General features: G+C 57.0%; 14 protein-coding genes. 11 read left to right on the top strand and 3 right to left on the bottom strand.

Going from position 1 to position 18510, the window contains the following annotated elements; all coding sequences use genetic code 11:
- Position 1 precedes the first annotated feature (1 nt).
- The gene (locus tag AD930_RS12485; protein WP_167375188.1) at positions 2–1276 is read left to right on the top strand and encodes a polysaccharide pyruvyl transferase family protein; all 1275 of its coding nucleotides are present in this window, start codon (positions 2–4) and stop codon (positions 1274–1276) included.
- A 138-nt stretch (positions 1277–1414) separates the two neighbouring features.
- Here the strand turns inward: AD930_RS12485 and AD930_RS12480 are convergent, their stop codons facing one another.
- On the bottom strand, positions 1415–3661 hold the full coding sequence (locus tag AD930_RS12480) for a glycosyltransferase (RefSeq protein WP_061506491.1): 2247 nt from the start codon (positions 3659–3661) through the stop codon (positions 1415–1417).
- Positions 3662–3941: 280 nt separating this feature from the next.
- Here AD930_RS12480 and ispF point away from each other — a divergent pair, with 280 nt between their 5' ends.
- The 10 genes from ispF (at position 3942) to AD930_RS12430 (ending at position 16729) form a co-directional block, all read left to right on the top strand.
- Entirely contained in the window at positions 3942–5096 is a 1155-nt protein-coding gene (gene ispF, locus AD930_RS12475; RefSeq protein ID WP_061506490.1) for a 2-C-methyl-D-erythritol 2,4-cyclodiphosphate synthase, read from the top strand.
- Between the two features lie 110 nt (positions 5097–5206).
- Complete coding sequence (locus AD930_RS12470) at positions 5207–6571, top strand: 8-oxoguanine deaminase (protein ID WP_082781865.1); 1365 nt, start codon at positions 5207–5209, stop codon at positions 6569–6571.
- A gap of 113 nt (positions 6572–6684) precedes the next feature.
- The gene (gene dusB, locus AD930_RS12465; RefSeq protein ID WP_061506489.1) at positions 6685–7743 is read left to right on the top strand and encodes a tRNA dihydrouridine synthase DusB; all 1059 of its coding nucleotides are present in this window, start codon (positions 6685–6687) and stop codon (positions 7741–7743) included.
- A gap of 10 nt (positions 7744–7753) precedes the next feature.
- A complete protein-coding gene (locus AD930_RS12460; RefSeq protein WP_061506488.1) occupies positions 7754–8863 on the top strand; it encodes a two-component system sensor histidine kinase NtrB in 1110 nt (369 codons plus the stop codon).
- 56 nt (positions 8864–8919) lie between these two features.
- Entirely contained in the window at positions 8920–10368 is a 1449-nt protein-coding gene (gene ntrC, locus AD930_RS12455; RefSeq protein WP_043550536.1) for a nitrogen regulation protein NR(I), read from the top strand.
- Positions 10369–10377: 9 nt separating this feature from the next.
- Complete coding sequence (locus AD930_RS12450; RefSeq protein WP_061506487.1) at positions 10378–12639, top strand: sensor histidine kinase NtrY-like; 2262 nt, start codon at positions 10378–10380, stop codon at positions 12637–12639.
- The gene (gene ntrX, locus AD930_RS12445) at positions 12629–14020 is read left to right on the top strand and encodes a nitrogen assimilation response regulator NtrX (protein WP_061491289.1); all 1392 of its coding nucleotides are present in this window, start codon (positions 12629–12631) and stop codon (positions 14018–14020) included. Before AD930_RS12450 ends, ntrX begins: the two co-directional genes overlap by 11 nt.
- Positions 14021–14087: 67 nt before the next feature.
- On the top strand, positions 14088–14372 hold the full coding sequence (hfq, locus tag AD930_RS12440; protein ID WP_043550541.1) for an RNA chaperone Hfq: 285 nt from the start codon (positions 14088–14090) through the stop codon (positions 14370–14372).
- The gene (gene hflX / locus AD930_RS12435; RefSeq protein ID WP_208598608.1) at positions 14326–15669 is read left to right on the top strand and encodes a GTPase HflX; all 1344 of its coding nucleotides are present in this window, start codon (positions 14326–14328) and stop codon (positions 15667–15669) included. The genes hfq and hflX overlap by 47 nt, the downstream gene beginning before the upstream one ends.
- Before the next feature lie 127 nt (positions 15670–15796).
- On the top strand, positions 15797–16729 hold the full coding sequence (locus AD930_RS12430) for an arginase family protein (RefSeq protein WP_061506485.1): 933 nt from the start codon (positions 15797–15799) through the stop codon (positions 16727–16729).
- Between the two features lie 21 nt (positions 16730–16750).
- Here AD930_RS12430 and AD930_RS12425 read toward each other — a convergent pair whose 3' ends face one another.
- Together AD930_RS12425 and AD930_RS12420 are read right to left on the bottom strand one after the other, a co-directional pair.
- Positions 16751–17707, bottom strand: a complete 957-nt coding sequence (locus tag AD930_RS12425) for a ribokinase (RefSeq protein WP_061506571.1) — start codon at positions 17705–17707, stop codon at positions 16751–16753.
- 113 nt (positions 17708–17820) lie between these two features.
- Positions 17821–18453 (bottom strand): NUDIX hydrolase, encoded by a 633-nt coding sequence (locus AD930_RS12420; protein WP_061506484.1) that lies wholly within the window; start codon positions 18451–18453, stop codon positions 17821–17823.
- Between the last annotated feature and the right edge of the window lie 57 nt (positions 18454–18510).

Below are 18510 nucleotides of genomic sequence, written 5' to 3'. Positions count from 1 at the left end.
AATGGATGAAAATTATAAAAATATCAGGCAAGCTGTTCGTGCAGAAATTCGAGAGAATTCGTCTTTTATTGAATCCTTGAAGCGCTTTGCAGATAACGGGGCAGTTTTCTATCCAGGTTATGGCAACCTTGGCGACGGGCTGATTGCGTTAGGGACGCTTGACCTGTTTGCGGATCTGGGATGGGACCCCAAACGTATTCAGGGCCGGCATAAAGAGGCTTTTTCTGGCTACACCCATATTGTGATGGGCGGGAGCGGCGGCTGGGTTAAGGGGATGTGGGAAACCTACCTTGAGCAGACACTCGCCTTCCTTCAAAATGGTGGGCAGTTACTCATTCTTCCGACAAGTTTTTCAGGCTTGGGGGCTGAATTTGTTCCTTATGCAGATCAGGTAACAATTTTCTGCCGTGAACAGCGGAGTTATGACGAGCTACTTCGTCAAGGGCTGCCAGAAAGCCAGATATTCGTTTGTCCGGATTTGGCGTTTTATACCAAAGAAGAGCATTTCTCTGATCTGGAAATTGAAAGTCATTATCCAGTTCTCAAAATTTTTCGGCTTGATGAAGAGGGTGGACGCAAAACGCCTCCTCGTGATTCTGTCGATTTGCCGCTGTTGTTTAATGACATCCAGTGGTCGACAGTCGAACAGTGCGTGAAACCTCTTCGTGCTGTTGCTGGATTAATGAATCAGTTTGAATGCGTTGAGACTGATCGCCTCCATATGGCTGTTCTGGCTGCGTTAATTGGGCGGAATGTTAAACTTGAGCCTTCAAGTTATTTTAAAATTAAAGCAATTTTTGATTATACTCTGCACCGCTTTCCGACGGTTACGTTTGAAGATCGCACGTCAGATTATACTCTGGCAGAACAGGGTGAACGTGCAGAAGTTCAGTTACTTCGGGAGACGGTTAAAAGAATTAATCTCGATCGGCAGGCCGAGTGGGAGCAACGCACAATTGTTCTTCGTCAGAATGACGCTCTTCTGTCCCGTCTGGAAAAATTGCAGGGACAATTGAATGAGATCTCTGCAGAAAAAGAGACAGAAATAAAAAAGCGGACTGATCTTATAGAGTATATACGTCACCTTGAGCAGGAAATTTCAGATAAGGATCAGGAGATATCCTGTAAAGTTTCTGAATTTGATCAGGTGCGTCAGGAGCTTGAAAAAATTCAATCATCTCGCCTGCATCGTGTGGGGGAGAAATATTACAGCATATTCCGCTTGCCGATGTTTGGGGTTGTGCTGCGGATGGTGCGTAAAGTGATCGTAAAATAGGCCTGTAGACTGAAAACAAGACACCCTAGAAATCAATTTTCATGGACAGAATTTTTCTGCCCATGAAAACGAATGTAGCGATGAAATGAGCATTTCCCGAGGACGCTGCTTAAGGATCGTCCTCGGGCAAGAAAGCGCTTATTTTCGAAAATGAGCAGCCAATTGACCTGCGCCAAGCTTGCGCAGTCCCATCCGAATATTCCGAATGGGTCCGGGCTGGTTCACGCTGTCATAATATTTGTGCACCAGCTGAACCAGCCTGCCTCCCTCGTGCTGAGCGGCCGGAGCTGGAGCAGATGTGTGGTGGGTATTGTTTGCTGATGGGATCGTTGGGTTGTGATACTGCGTATTGGGGCCATTGGCGTTCAGGAATTTGATCATCTCGCCATAGCAGCCTGATAACTGTGTCTGATGTTTATCAATAATATAATTATAGTTGATGTTAAACATCCTGAATTTATCACGGAAAATCGAGTCTTCCCGGATACGGTATTTGAATAGCGGGTGAGGGATCATCACGCCGCGGACGCCGTTAAGGACCATGGAAATGGTTGACTCCCAATCGTCCAGGAACATGCCGAGGTTCGGGTCATGCTGCCCGTGAGCAAGGTAGGCGTCACGCCGCACAACCAGCCCCTGACAGTTGGTGGTGTTCATGATCATCTGGAGCGGGACTTCAGGGTTAAAGGTCGGCCAGAGCCGGAGGCGCCCGTGCTGGTTGAAGTCCTCATTCCACGCACCCACAAAACCGACATTGCTGTAACGGTTCAGGATCTTCAGGGCTGCTTCATAGTAAGGGACGCAGACGAGGTCATCGGCATCCAGAAGAGCGATATAGTCTGTCGTGGCGTTCTGGACGCCGATATTGCGGGTCTCCGCCACGCCGGAGTTCTTTTTGTAGATAACTTTCAGGTTTGTATAACGTGCTTCGAGAGTTTTTAGAATAATGACGGATTCTTTGTCCGTCGAGCCATCATCGACGACAAGGATTTTGATATCCTGCAGGCTGCTGAATTTGATGCTTTCAATGGCTTCAATTAGCAATGCGCCAAGATTGTAGTGCGGGATGACAACCGTCAGTGCTGAGCCATCTTTTGCTTCAGCATGGGTCAACTCTTTCCCGGATGTGAAGGGGAAGGCAGAGCCAGGTGCGTTCTGTTCGGCTGTGGCCAGAACCTGTTCTTTCTGCGTCATGACGGTTGCGTAAGAGCAGGTATCCTTAATGGTCTGAATGGCATTGTCCGTAATGGAGCGGCTTTGCATATCGTCCAGAGCATCAATTGTCAGAATGGCATCCTGAATGGATTTTGGGGAGTGCGGATCAAACAGGAAACCGTTTTCTCCATTCCGGATGAGTTCTGCCTGTCCGCCACTCAGAGAGGCGGCAACAAGGCCACCCTCCGCCATATGTTCGATAACGGAATAAGGATAATTTTCGAACAGGGACGGGTGAAAGAGCGCCTTGAGATGTTTTTTGATGAAGAGAATTTCGGAATGTTCTTTTAAGCCTGCAAATTTGAGCAGTCCTTTTTCAATCCATTTGCTGTATTTGGTGCTGAGCGTTTCTGTCAGGGATTTATTGTTTTTGAAATAATGCGTGTCAGAACCGTAAACGTACAAGGATGACTGGCCACCATTAGCCCAGTACAGGTCAAACCCCGCCAGCGCATGCTCTATGCCTTTCCAGTAGCAAACACGGGAGGCAATGGCGTAATCAGGGATGTCGTAAACCTGAACCTGCGTGTTATCGCTGGTCTCTGTTTTCGGAGCCAGACTGGTAGAGGGGTTTTCGTAAGGGTTGGGCACAACATCAATCGGAACATCTTTTTCCAGAAATTCCGTAAGCAGTTTCTTTTTCAGAAAGGCGCTGGGGGAAATGACTTTGTCTGCAGCCTGAAAGCAGAACTGCTCCATATATTTTGTGAAATATGTTGGCAGTTCATAGATATTTTTCTTGTCCCATTCATCAATCATTGTGACGGGTGTATGGGCGGTCACCAGAACTTTCAGGTCTGTAAACGGTGCTTCAAGGCACAGTTTTCTCTGGAGCGTAAAATAACCCAGACCGAAACCGTCACACACTTCAAGCCAGTCCGGTTTGAAACCATCCGTGATGATTTTTTTGACCTGATTGGAGAATTCGTAGCTCATGGCCGCCCAGTGGCCCATATGTTTAAAGGACTCACCGGTGGACGGGTTGAAGCGGATCACCTTGACGCAGCCAAAATACGTGCAGACTTCATCATGCACGTTGAAATCAGCCGTCAGGATAACGGTCGGTTCTCTCCGTTCTATTTTTGCGTTGATGTATTCCTGAACATACGTGCACAGGCCGCCCCCGGTGACATCAGGAGGGCATTCAAAAGTGAGTAGAAGTGTTTTCATGGTTTCTCTGGTCTGAGCCGCAGAAAAGTGTGGCCTGATAAGGGTATCTGATTGGCCTGAGCTATATCATTATTCTGAGAGCGAGGGATAAATTTTTCTATGCTGATGAATGCTTCATGGGATTTGCATGAATAAAGCCAGGAACATCTTCTTATAAAAAGACCGATGATAGATTTTTAAAAGCAAACAGCTTTTATAAGGCAGGTGCAGCGCAGACTGAGGGCTGTGAGGCGCATTTTGTGCCTTGACGTCTCGGGCTTCCCGCAGCATTGCTCCGACTATGCGAGTAGCTGCCATTCTTCTGGCTGCCGGAACAGGCAGCCGTTACGCCGCGACCAGCGGGTCTGCAACGCCGAAGCAATACGTGATGCTGGCGGGCCAGCCGGTTATCCGCCACGCTGCGGAAGCCCTTTTGCCTCATGTAAGCTGTGTGCAGCCGGTGGGTGACCCCGAAATGCTGGCGCAGGCGCTGGACGGCGTTGCTGTTCTGCCGCCTGTGGCCGGTGGCGCAACCCGTCAGGCCAGTGTGCTGGCCGGGCTGGAAGCGCTGGATGCTCTGCATGAGACCGAGCGCCCCGATCTTGTTCTGGTGCATGATGGCGCGCGTCCTTACGTGACGGCCAAACTGCTGCAGAATGTTGTCTCCGCTCTGGCTGAGCACCCCGGCGCTATCCCTGCCGTGCCGGTTGCCGATACGCTCAAGCGGGAAGACAAGGGTGTGATTGCCGGGACGGTGCCGCGTGATCATCTCTTCCGGGCGCAAACACCGCAGGGGTTCCGCTTTGGGCTGTTTTTAGATCTGCATCGTGGCGCTGCGTCTGCCACGGCAACGGATGACGCGAAGTTGCTGGAAGAGGCAGGCTTTAGCGTGGCGCTGGTGCCCGGTGATGAAGACAACATCAAGCTGACTTATGAGGAGGACCTCGTGCGCCTTGAACGACTGATTGGTCCGACTCTCCTGCCGCGTGTCGGGCTGGGGTATGATGTTCATGCTTTTGAAGAAGGCCGTCCGCTGATCCTCTGCGGGATTACCGTGCCGCACACCAAGGGGCTGGCTGGCCATTCCGACGCCGATGTTGGCATTCATGCGCTGTGTGACGCCATTTATGGCGCGCTGGCGGAAGGCGACATTGGCACCCATTTCCCGCCCAGCAAGAACGAGTGGAAAGATGCGGACAGCGCGCGCTTCCTCGTGCATGCCGGGCAGCGTATTCGGGAACGTGGCGGCATGCTGATTAATGCCGATGTGACGCTCATTTGCGAACGTCCGAAAATTGGCCCGCATGCGCAGGCTATGCGCCAGCGGATGGCGGATCTGCTTGAAGTGGATGTTGGCTGGATTTCGGTTAAAGCGACCACGTCTGAACGTCTGGGCTTTACGGGGCGTGAAGAAGGCATTGCCTGCACGGCGGCCGTGTCTGTTCTGGTGCCCTGATCCGGCAGTGCTCTGAGCGCTTCTGGAATAAGGTTTTTGGTAAAAGGCCGTGCATCAGGCTGATGTGCGGCCTTTTTCATGTTCTGCCTTAGTGATTGGAAAAGAGACCAATGGCGACCATCCTGCTGAAAAATGCCCTCCGTGTTGTGACGATGAATGACCAGCGCGAGGAGCTGGAAGGCGGATGGGTGCTTGTGCGCGGGCGGCAGATTGTGGCTCTTGGTGCAGCCTCAGACCCGTTGCCGCAGGCGGACGTGGTGCAGGATATGACCGGGCATGTTGTGATGCCCGGCATGGTGAACACGCACCACCATATGTATCAGACGCTAACCCGCGTTATCCCTGCCGCGCAGGATAGCTCACTGTTTGGCTGGTTGCAGGCGCTCTATCCAATCTGGGCCGGTCTGACGCCGGAAATGATCCGGGTTTCTACCTGCACGGCTATGACGGAGCTTTTATGGTCCGGTTGCACCACCACCAGTGATCATCTTTATCTGTTTCCCAATGGGAGCCGCTTAGAGGATCAGATTGAGGCCGCCACTGAGATGGGAATGCGGTTTCACGCGGCGCGTGGCTCCATGAGTGTGGGGGAGAGCAAGGGGGGCCTGCCGCCCGATAGCGTGGTGGAGGATGAGGCCGCCATTCTGGCCGATACGCAGCGGGTGATTGAGGCGTTTCATGACCCTGAACCACTGGCCATGCAGCGTGTGGTGGTGGCGCCGTGCTCACCGTTTTCTGTCAGCCCGGATCTGATGCGTGAGGCCGCCGGACTGGCGCGCGCGACCGGCACCATGCTGCATACGCATCTGGCCGAAAATGCCAGTGACATTGCGTATAGCCGTGAGCGCTTCAACATGACGCCAGCGGAATATGCCGAAGATGTTGGCTGGGTTGGCGCGGATGTATGGCACGCGCATTGCGTCAAGCTGGATGAGGCAGGCATCAGCCGTTTTGGCGCAACGCATACCGGAATGGCGCATTGCCCGTGTTCCAATATGCGGCTTGGATCCGGCATCGCGCCAGTGCGGCGCATGGTGGCGTCCGGCATGCGGGTTGGGCTGGGCGTCGATGGCTCGGCGTCCAATGACGGCAGCCACATGCTGCGGGAAGCCCGGCAGGCTATGCTGCTGGGGCGTTTGCTGGAAACAGAAGACGGACGGCCCATGATGCAGGCGCGTGAAGTGCTGGAACTGGCCACGCGTGGCGGTGCGGCGGTGCTGGGGCGTGACGATATTGGCTATCTGGCCCCTGGTATGGCGGCGGATGTTGTGGCGTTTGATCTGCGCGGGATTGACCATGCTGGCGCGCAGTCTGACCCGGTTGCGGCTTTGCTGTTTTGCTCGCCTCAGCGTGTTGCGTATTCCATGGTTAATGGGCGCTGGCTGATCCGTGATGGCCAGTTTGTAAATCATGACCCTGCGCTGCTGGCAGAGAAGCATAATGCTCTGGCGCGTCAGTTGCTGGAAAAGGCCTGAAAATAGGGACGTGCGGGAACTTTAAACGCTAAAAACGTTACGGATATAAAAGATTGATTCCCGAATCGGAAATGCGTATATCTGCCTAAATCATAGGCAAAGTGGAAAAGACTGTGCAAACGCAACCGTTATTGCGGCCGATTGATCTGGGCGGTGTGCGCCTGGAAACGCCCGTTATCCTTGCTCCCATGTCCGGCGTGACAGACCTGCCGTTCCGTCGTCTGGCGCGGAAGCTGGGGGCTGGGCTTGTGGTCTCCGAGATGATCGCGTCCTGGGCCATGGTGCGGGAAAATGACACAACCCTGCGGATGGCCGAAGTGGCGGATGCCGGTGGCCCGAATGCTGTGCAGCTGGCCGGGTGTGACCCGAACGCCATGGCGGAAGCTGCCCGGATTGCCGTGGGCCGTGGCGCGGATCTGATCGACATCAATTTTGGCTGCCCGGTGAAGAAGGTTGCGGTTGGCCAGATGGCCGGTTCTGCTCTGATGCGTGATGAAGTCGGGGCAGCCCGCCTGCTGGATGCCGTGGTGAAAGCGGTTCCTGTGCCGGTGACACTAAAAATGCGGATGGGGTGGGACCATTCTCACCTGAATGCGCCCGTGCTGGCCCGTATTGCGGAAGATGCCGGGATCCGCATGATCACCGTGCACGGTCGGACACGCCAGCAGTTTTATAACGGCACGGCAGACTGGGCCTTTGTGCGGAATGTGAAAGAAGCCGTCGGCCTGCCGGTGATTGTTAACGGCGATATTCTGACGGTGGATGATGCCCGTACAGCGCTGGCGCAGTCCGGCGCGGATGGCGTGATGATCGGGCGCGGGTGTTACGGGCGTCCGTGGTTTCTGGCGCAGGTCGCGCACGCTCTGCGCACAGGCGAAGAAGTGCCGGACCCCACGCTGGAAGCGGAAAAAGCCATTGTGCTGGAGCATTACAAAATGATGCTGGAGCATTTTGGGGAACGCCCCGGCCTGCGTCTGGCCCGCAAGCACGTCTCCTGGTATTCTGCTGGCCTGCCGAATTCCGCCGGGTTCCGGGCTGCTGTGAACCGCGTGGACTGTGCGCCGGATGCCATTGCGATGATCTCCGATTTTTACGATCAGCAGATTGCTGACGAGTCCGTGCGCGAACCTCGTGCCTCCCGCCATGCCGATGCGCAGGCGCACGCGGCATGACACAGGCTGCATGAAGCGCCCAGTATTGCCTCAGGACGGGAGCCCGTCTGCCGGGTTGCTGCTGGACAGTCTGCCGGTGCCGGTGCTGGAGCTTGGCCCTACGAACAGGCTGCGCTTTGCCAATGCAGCGGCGGAAGAGTTCTTTGCGACGTCTCGCCACCAGCTATGCCAGAGTGCGCTGGAAGAACTGGTGCCGGAAGACCATCCGGTCTTTTTGCTTGTGCAGCATGTGCGCAAGGAAGGCGGCACCATTACCGAGCATGAACTGGTGTTCAGCAGCCCGCGCTTTCACCACGAAGGGGTGACAGTGCAGGGGGCGGATGTGCTGGATTATCCCGGCTCCATTTTGCTGACGTTTCATGATTCTTCAGCCGCACGGGCGCTGGACCGCCAGTTGGCCTTCCGCTCTGCAGCACGCAGCGTGTCTGGCATGGCGGAAATGCTGGCGCATGAAGTGCGGAATCCGCTTTCCGGCATTAAAGGTGCCGCGCAGATTCTTGAGCATTCCGTTGGGGAAAGTGACAAGGAACTGGCGACGCTGATCTGCGATGAAGTGGATCGCATTGATGCGCTTGTTGAGCGAATGGGCGTGTTTAATGAGGCCCCGGCGGACTATCGCTCCCTCAATATTCATCGCGTTCTGGAACATGTGCGCCTGCTGGCCAGCAAAGGCTGTGCGGCGGGGCTGCGGATTGTGGAACGGTATGATCCGTCTTTGCCGCATGTCTGGGGGAATCGGGACCAACTGGTGCAGATGTTGCTCAATCTGGTCAAGAACGCGGCTGAGGCAATCCGGGAAACGGAAAAGCCGGGTGAGATTACGCTGAGCACCAGTTACCGCCCCGGAATTCGCCTGGCTGTGCCCGGCACCTCGCAATGGCGGCATCTGCCGCTGGTGGTGACGGTGCGGGATACGGGGCCGGGCATTTCAGAGACCATCCGCCCGCATCTGTTTGAACCCTTCATCAGCACCAAGATGAGCGGGAGCGGACTGGGGCTGGCTCTTGTTGGCAAGATTATGGACGACCACGGCGGCGTGGTTGAAGTGGAAAGCCGCCCCGGACGCACGGAAATCAGCCTGTATCTACCCGTGGTGCCGGACGGCAACGAAAGCATCTGACAGCTTCGTTCTTTTTTTGTAATGATCTTTTCGTATCTGAGTGTAACCTGATCCCTATGACACCTTTGCCGACTATTCTTGTTGCTGATGATGATCGTTCCATTCGTACCGTGCTCGGGCAGGCGCTGGGGCGGGCCGGGTATCAGGTTCAGTCCACCCCTAACGCCGCAACGCTCTGGCAGTGGGTGGAGGAAGGTGAAGGGGATCTGGTCATCACCGATGTGGTGATGCCGGATGGGAGCGGGCTGGATCTGATCCCGCGTATCCGCCAGGCCCGGCCTGATCTGCGCATTATTGTCATGAGTGCGCAGTCCAATCTGGTGACGGCGGTTAAAGCCACGCAGCGTGGTGCGTTTGAATATCTGGCCAAGCCGTTTGACCTGAAGGAACTGCTCAGCGTTGTGGCCCGCGCGCTGGTAGCCCCGGCGCATGAGGCCGATAAGCCTGCGGTGGCCTCGCCTCCGGAAGAACGCCTGCCGCTGATTGGTCAGTCCCCGGTCATGCAGGGGATTTATCGCAGCATCGCCCGCCTGACGACGTCTGACCTGACTGTGATGATTAGCGGTGAGAGCGGGACGGGTAAGGAACTGGTTGCACGTGCACTGCATGAATATGGGCGCAGGCGGGGTGGCCCGTTTGTGGCCGTAAACATGGCCGCCATTCCGCGTGACCAGATTGAGAGTGAACTGTTCGGGCAGGAGCGCGTGCCAGGGGCTGTGACAGGCCGGAGCCCGGGCCGCTTTGAGCAGGCAACGGGCGGCACGCTGTTTCTGGATGAAATTGGTGACATGCCGCCGGAAGCCCAGACGCGGCTGTTGCGCGTGTTGCAGGAAGGCGAATTTACCACCGTGGGTGGCCGCGCACCCATTCGGGCGGATGTGCGGATTATTGCCGCAACGCATCGGGACCTGCGGCAGGCTATCCGGGCAGGGACTTTCCGGGAAGATTTGTATTACCGGCTGAATGTTGTGCCGCTGCGTCTGCCGCCGTTGCGGGAACGGCTTGAGGATATTCCGCTGCTGGCCCGCCATTTTCTGGCGCAGAGCCGGGAGGCTGGGGCTGGGAGCCGGGTACTGGATGACTCCGCCGTGGCGCGTCTGCAATCCTGGCGCTGGCCGGGGAATGTGCGTGAGCTTGAAAACCTCATGCGGCGCATTGTGGCCCTTTATCCGCAGGAAACCATCAGTAGTGATCTGATTGATGCGGAACTGGCCGAACCGCTGGCGCATGAGGTGATTGCGGAAAAAACGGCGGTGGAAGAACCGCTGTCCGATGCTATTTCCCGCCACATCATGCGGTATCTGACCGCAGGGCGGGAAGGGATGCCCTTGCATGATCTGTATGCGCGTGTGATTGCAGAGGTGGAACGACCTCTTATTCAGATGACATTGCAGGAAACGCGTGGAAATCAGATCAAGGCAGCGGCCATGCTGGGGCTGAACCGGAATACGCTGCGCAAAAAAATTCGTGAGCTTGAAATTCCCGTTGTGCGCGGTGTGGTCTAACCTGCCTTTATGCAGCGCTTCCTCTCTTCACTAAGCACTCTTCTGGCCCGTACCCGGTTCCATTGGCTCTTGCGGGCTCTGGAGCGGAAAAGTGTGGCTCTTACGCTGGCCGCTCTGGCGCTGTGCCTCGGCTTTGCAACCTTTGTGGTGCTGTCCGGCGGGATGTCCTTTGGGCATTACGCGGTGATCGAACCGCTGGTGTTGTTGCTGAACAGTCTGGTGCTGGGCCTGCTGCTGCTGGCCGTGGCCATGCGCGTAGGGCCGATGCTGGTGGAGCATCGGAAAGGACTGGCCGGGGCCAGACTCCATGTTCGGCTGGTCACACTGTTCGGGATTGTGGCGGTTGCGCCGACGCTGGTGGTGGGTGTGTTTGCCACCCTGTTTTTCCATTACGGCATTCAGATCTGGTTTTCCGACCGGGTGAATACGGCGCTGAATGAAGCCATGGAGGCCTCCCGCGGATATCTGACGGAACATAACGCCAATATCCGCACCGATGCGTTCTCCATGTCCAACTACATCATGAGCGCACAGAACGAACTGGCGGCCAGCGGCATGAATCTGCTGCAGGATCACGATGCGCTGAGCGAGATGCTGGACAGTCAGGCCACCATGCGCGGGCTGACGGATGCGCTGGTGTATGACCCCATTACCAACAAGATTGTGGCTTCGGGTGGCTTAATGAGCCGCGCCGGAGATCAGGCTCTGCCGCCTCCGGCTGCGACCATGCTGGCACGCTCCAATGATGTGGCCATTCTGGACTCTCCGGACCAACGCACGGTGCGGGCGGTGGTTGAGCTCTCCCAGACCCCCGCGCTGATGCTGGTGATTACCCGTCTGGTGGACCCCACCATTCTGGAACATATGCACCGCACGGAAAAAGTGATTGCGGATTACCGGCGTCTGAACGGGAACCGGGCCAAAATCCAGCTGACGTTTGTGATGATTTTTGCGCTGGTGGCGTTGCTGGTGCTGGCCTCGGCCGCGCTGATTGGTCTGGCGCTGGCCAACCAGATTGCCAAGCCACTGGGGCTGCTCATTCTGGCGGCGCGCCGGATTAGTGAGGGCGATCTGGGCGTGCATGTGCCCGAGGCTAATCGGGATGATGAGGTGACGAGCCTTTCCCGTGCCTTTAACCGCATGACGGAGCAGCTGGCCAGCCAGCGGTCCGAATTGATGGTGGCATATGGGCAGATCAATGAGCGGCGCCGGTTTACGGAAGCCGTCCTGTCCGGTGTTTCCGCCGGGGTGATCGGGCTGGATGTGGAGCAGCGGATTGAACTGCCGAACCGCGCTGCCTGCCTGCTGCTGCAAACAGATCTGATGGATGCAATTGGCGAATCTCTGGCGACCCGCGTGCCGGAATTTGCCGAGCTGCTGGCCGAAGTGCGCTCGGTGCCGGATCAGGTCATTACGCGGGAAGTGCAGACTGGCCCGGAGACCAGCCGGCGCATACTGCTGGTGCGGATTGGCGCAGAGCTGCGGGGGACGGTCACGGAGGGCTACGTGATGACCTTCGATGACATCACGGCCCTGCAGCAAGCCCAGCGGAAAGCCGCATGGGCGGATGTGGCGCGGCGGATTGCGCATGAAATCAAAAACCCGCTGACCCCGATTCAGCTTGCGGCGGAGCGGCTCAAGCGGCGCTTCCTGCGGGAAATTACGTCGGACCCGGAAACATTTGCGCAGTGTGCGGATACCATTGTGCGGCAGGTGGGCGACATTGGGCGCATGGTGGATGAGTTCTCCGCCTTTGCCCGCATGCCGCAGCCGGTCATGACTAATGAGGATCTTTCCCGCATTATCCGGGAAGTTCTGGTGCTCCAGCGTAATGCGCACCCGGAAATTACCTATCACGTCAGCCTGCCGGACAGAGGGCCGGTGGTGCGGTGTGACCGGCGGCTGATCAGCCAGGCGTTGATCAACCTGCTGCAGAATGCAGCGGATGCCATTGCCATGACAGCAAAACAGGGTGATGTTGAGGGAAATGGCTCAAACACAGCCAATGCGGTATGGATTGATTTGAAGGACAGTGAAGGCAACGTCGAAATTTCTGTTGCAGATAATGGCGTTGGCCTGCCTTCGGGCGACCGGCATCGGTTGACCGAGCCATACGTGACGCACAAGGCTAAGGGCACCGGGCTTGGTCTGGCCATTGTTAAAAAGATTATGGAAGACCATGGGGGTGCGGTGCGTCTGCAAGACAGGGCGGAGGAAACAGGAACTGTGGCTATTCTGATTTTGCCGATGAAGGACGACCATGGCTCATGAAATCCTGATTGTTGATGATGAGCCCGATATCCGGATGCTCATTGAGGGCATTCTTGAAGATGAGGGTTACGAAACACGGGTTGCTGCGACATCTGATGCAGCCATAGCCGCATTCCGGGCCCGCAGGCCGTCTCTGGTCATTCTGGATGTCTGGTTGCGGGACTCCCAGCTTGACGGGCTGGGCATTCTGAATGTCCTGCACGCGGAAGAACCGTCTGTGCCGGTCATCATGATTTCCGGGCATGGGACGATTGAAACCGCCGTGGCGGCCCTTCAGCACGGCGCGTATGATTTTATTGAAAAGCCATTTCAGGCAGACCGCCTGCTGGTTGTGGTGCGGCGGGCGCTGGAAGCCTCCCGTCTGGCCAGAGAAAATGAGGAACTGCGCCTGCGTGCCGGGCAGGACACGGAGCTGTTTGGCAATAGCGCCCTGATCACAGCGGTGCGTGGCCAGATTGAGCGTGTGGCTCCCACGGGGTCCCGCGTGCTGATTACGGGTGGCCCCGGTTCCGGCAAGGAAGTGGCGGCCCGCATGATCCATGCGCGCTCCCGCCGGACAGATGGGCCGTTTGTGGCGCTGAACTGCGCCATTCTTGCGCCAAACCGGTTTGAGGAAGAACTGTTCGGGCTGGAAGGCGCGCCTGATGGCACGGGCCGGCGCACCGGTGTGCTGGAGCGCGCGCATGGTGGCACTCTGGTGCTGGATGAAGTGGCCGATATGCCGCTGGAAACGCAGGGCAAGATTGTGCGCGCCCTGCAGGACCAGACGTTTGAACGCCTTGGTGGCTCAACCCGCGTGAAAGTGGATGTCCGCGTTCTGGCCACCACCAACCGGGATTTGCAGGCCGAGATTATGGCCGGGCGGTTCCGGGAAGATCTGTATTACCGGCTTGCGGTTGTCCCGCTCCGTCTGCCCGGCCTGCGGGAACGGCGGGATGATATTCCGGGCCTTGCAGAACTGTTTTTGCGTCGTGCTGCGGAGATGGCTGGTCTGCCCCAGCGGGAACTCTCGGCCGATGCCGTTGCCGCCCTGCAGGCGTATGACTGGCCGGGCAATGCGCGTGAACTGCGTAACCTGATGGAACGCGTGCTGATTATGATGCCGGGCAACAGTGTTGAGCCCATCCGTGCGGAAATGCTGCCGTCCACTCTGGGGGAGGGTGCTCCGGCTTTGCTGAAGTTCGACGCCTCGGCTGATGTCATGAGCCTGCCGCTGCGCGAGGCGCGAGATATGTTCGAAACGCAGTACTTGCAGGCCCAGCTGCTCCGTTTTGGGGGCAATATCAGCCGAACAGCAATATTTGTTGGCATGGAACGCAGTGCCCTGCATCGCAAACTGAAGCAGCTTGGTGTAACGTCCGAGGAACGAGGGGTCGGCTGACGTGTTTGCAGTGTTACTGCAAGCCATCGTCCGGCTGTAACAAAAAATGAGAATAGGGCCTCCCATCGTGGATAAGGACACCGGATACAATGTGCAGGATGCGTTTCTGAGTCAGATTCGCCGTTCGCGCTCATCTGTGACAGTTTTTCTTGTGAATGGCGTAAAATTGCAGGGCAATATTACGTGGTTTGATGATGCCGCCGTTTTGCTGAAACGCGATGAGCATACACAGCTGATTTACAAGCACGCCATCAGCACAGTCATGCCGACTGTGCCTATCAATATCTTTGAAGCGCCAAATTCTGGTGCTCAGACAGACAGAGAGCCCACACTTGGCGACGATTTTATCTGATACAAAACCCGTTGCCACGCGTGGCGCGGTTATTCTCCCCTGGGAAAAGTCTGCCCATGACCAGGATGTAAGGGCTGCGGAGGCCCGGCTGGAAGAGGCTGTTGGTCTGGCAGCCTCCATCGGGCTGGTGATTGTTTTACAGGCGACGTTACTGCTGCGGACCAGACGCTCCGCAACCCTGCTGGGTAAAGGGCAGGTCGATTCGCTCAAAATTGCCGTTCAGGCGGAAAAAATTGATGTGCTGGTGGTGGATGCCCGCCTCAGCCCCGCCCAGCAGCGTAATCTGGAAACCGAGTTTGGCTGTAAGGTGATTGACCGGACCGGCCTGATTCTGGACATCTTCGGCGCACGCGCTGCGACGAAGGAAGGGACCCTTCAGGTCGAGCTGGCACATCTGGAATATCAGCGCTCCCGGCTTGTGCGGTTGTGGACCCATCTGGAACGTCAGCGCGGGGGCTTCGGCTTCCTTGGTGGTCCGGGTGAAACACAGATTGAGGCTGACCGCCGGATGATTGGTGACCGGATTGTCCGCCTCAAGAAAGATCTGGAGCAGGTGCGCCGCACACGTGGGCTGCATCGGCAGGCGCGTAAGCGGGTGCCGTTCCCGGTGGTGGCTCTGGTTGGCTACACCAACGCAGGCAAATCGACCTTGTTTAATGCGCTGACGGGGGCGACGGTTTACGCAAAAGATCAGCTGTTTGCGACGCTGGACCCGACAATGCGGGCAATCACGCTGCCATCTGGCCGCCGGGTTATCCTGTCGGACACGGTGGGGTTCATCAGTGATCTGCCAACGGAACTGATTGCCGCCTTCCGCGCCACGCTGGAAGAAGTAGCGGAAGCCGACATCATTCTGCATGTGCGGGACATTGCGCACCCGGATAGTGCTGCCCAGAAAAAGGATGTGTTCCACGTTCTGGAAGGCATGGCGCGGGATAACATGATTGAGCCGGACTGGTCTGGCCGCATGATTGAAGTGCTGAACAAGGTTGACCTGCTGGGCGGCCCGGAAGAGCTGGCGCAGCTGGGTGATGCTATCGGTATTTCCGCTATAACCGGAGACGGCCTGCCGGAACTGTTAGCGCTGATCGACCAGCAAATGACAGCCACTATGGAAGAGGTGCGCTACCGCGTGCCGCTGTCTGACGGCGCGGCATCTGCATGGCTTTATCAGCACGGGGAAGTGCTGAACCGCATGGATGATGAAAGCGGGGCCAACATTACCGTACGCATCAAAGCAGAAGACCGCGCGCGGTTTGAAATGCTGTTCAAACAGGTTGAACCGCTGCTGGCGTAAAATTTTCAGCAGTATGGACGGTTTGAAAACGGTCAGGGTCTGTATGAGCCTGACCGTTTTTTATCATCTTGTCTGACCATTCTTTTTCCGTAATATTTTCAGGGGTTCATGCGGGAGGCGGCCTAAGATGGATGTTATTCTGGCGCCCACAAATCTTGGCCTGAGCCCGCTTTCTCCGGGCCATGAACCGGGAACGTGGCGTGCGCCGGAGGTGCTGATGGCTGCCGGACTGGCGGAGGCTTTGGGCGCTGAGGCTTCCATCCTGACGCTACCGCGCCCCCAATATTGCCCGGTGCCGCCTGCGGGAACACTTATCCGAAACGGCTACGCGATCCGCGCCTTCAGTCTGACTCTTGCGGAGCGTGTGGCGCAGAGTGTCCGGAACGGGATCTTTGCTCTGGTGCTGGGTGGCGATTGCTCGATTCTTCTCGGGGCGCTTGCGGGTGCGCGGCAAAACGGCCCGCTGTCTCTTATTCATTTTGATGGACATAGCGATTTTCGGCATCCGGGGAATTATGATGCCAGCCGGGTTATGAGCGGGGTTGCCGGAATGGATCTCGCCCTGGCCACAGGGCGCGGTGAACCCTTTCTGACTCAATGGCCTGATATCGAAGGCCCATTGGTGCAGGATGACCATGTTATTCAGATTGGTGAGCGGGAAAGCCATGACGCCGATTTTGCATGGCCGGATATTGCCCGCACCACCATCACACAGATTGATATTTTTGACTTCCAAAAGATCGGCGTAGCGGCGGCCTCCGCAAAAATTCAAGCTCTTCTGAGCTCACACTCAGCGGCTGGGTTCTGGATTCATTTTGATGTCGATGTGCTGGATCAGGTCGTCATGCCCGCCGTTGATTGCCCCGGCTCACCGGGGCTGTCAGTGGCTGATATGGTGTCACTTCTCAATCCACTGGTTTCTGACAGACGCTGTCTGGGAATGACAGTTTCCATTTATGATCCGGAGAAAGACCCGGACGGGCACTGTGCTAAAACGCTTGTCGCTCTGTTGGGGCAGTTAGCCTATCGCGAGCGTGAGACGTTCGGCACAGTTCCCTAAGGAAATAGCAGCTAGCCGGGTTTACGCCGCCGGCTGGGCCGCCATTAACGCGGCGACAGCCTCCCATTCGGGGGCCGCATCAGCCGCGCCATGGCGGGTTGTGGCCAGCGCGCCGCAGGCAGACGCTATACGGACAGCCTCTGGGAAAGGCTTCCTCTGTGCCAGAGCGAAGGCGAGGCCTCCATTAAAGCAGTCTCCAGCCGCCACAGTATCAACAGGCTCGATGCGGAAGGGCGCACTGTGGCCGCTCTGCGTTCCATCATGCCAGAACACACCCCGGCTTCCCATTTTAACCAGAACCGCTTTCACGCCTTTGGCCAAAAGTAAGTCAGCAGCCTTTGCGGCGTCTTCCACAGTGTCTGGCCGAAGACCTGTGAGCTGGAACGTCTCGCTTTCATTGGGCGTAAGAATATCAATTTCCTGCCAGAGCGCATCCAGAAGGCCATTTTCCGGAGCGGGGGCAGGATCAAGCACGACCAGAGCGCCTGCCGCCCTTGCTTTACGAGCAGCAGCCAGAACGGCCTGCTGAGGCACTTCAAGCTGGAATAAAACAACGGCGGCACGTTCCAGCCATTCCGACGCGGCTGTAACGTCGGTCTCATCCACGGCCATGTTTGCGCCACCGACCACTGTGATGCAATTCTCGCCGCTGCCATCAATCCCAATCAGCGCAATGCCCGTTGCCTGTGCGGCATCTTCACGCAATGGAGAAAGATCCACGCCAAAGCGCTCCAGTTCCCGGCGCGCCTGCGTTCCAAAACTGTCCTGACCGATACGCCCGGCCAAAGCCACCTGAACGCCAGATCCCGCAGCCAGTCGCCCTGCCGCGGCAGCCTGATTACTGCCCTTGCCGCCGAGCATGACGGCATAGCTTTCGCCGTGCACCGTCTCGCCGGGGCGGGGCAAGCGGACAGCCCGGGCGGTAACGTCAATATTGATGCTTCCAAAGGACAGGATCAGGGGGTTCGGGTTCGGCATAGGGTGGGTCTCGGTAAAATAGGGAAGCATGGTTTAGCACCTCCGGCACCCAGCCGTCATGAAGGCATTGAGGGGGCGGCGATGCGAGACAGCACGATTACAGAGGAGGCGTGTCAGTCAAACTCGGTGGGCAGAGTAGGGGTCGCGTGGTGCGCGAAGAGGCGTTCGATCTGGCGGGGGAGGACCCGGCCTATTGAAAGATCCGTCGGGATTTCATTATGGGTGAAGAAACGCACTTCACTGGTTTCAATACTGGTGGTGGGGCTGCCGCCTGTCAGTTCTCCCAGAAAAAACAGCTTGGTGACGGTAAAAGCTTCCGGGGGCTGGTGGCCCTGAGTGGTGCGGTCCAGCGCCATGGCGAGTTTGGTAATGCGGACGGTATAGCCGGTTTCTTCCCACACTTCCTTGGCGGCGCAGTCTGCGGCGGTCAGGTTCACATCTGTCCAGCCGCCGGGCACGGTCCATTTGTTCTGGTCCAGCACTTCCCGCACCATCAGGATGCGGCCGTCTTTATCAAACACGCCGACGCGCACTTCCAGTTTTGGTGTCGCGTAGCCAGCCTGTTCCTGAAAAATGGTTTCAATTTTCCCGGCTGGGAGACCGCTGCCTTCCGCCATCATCCGGGCGGCGAGGGTGCGCAGCATTTCATAGCGTTCTTTATCAAAAGGGTCTTTGGCGTAGGTCAGGCCGGTCTGAGAAATGCCCTGAATTTCGCGGGCCCAGATCAGCCAGTTGGGTTCTGCCATAAGGAAACTCCCTTTGTGATGCGCGCAATAAAAAACGGGAAGGCCTGAGCCTTCCCG

This window comes from Acetobacter malorum, assembly GCF_001580615.1.
Taxonomy (GTDB): domain Bacteria; phylum Pseudomonadota; class Alphaproteobacteria; order Acetobacterales; family Acetobacteraceae; genus Acetobacter; species Acetobacter malorum.
This window is presented reverse-complemented; position numbering and strand designations above follow the sequence as displayed.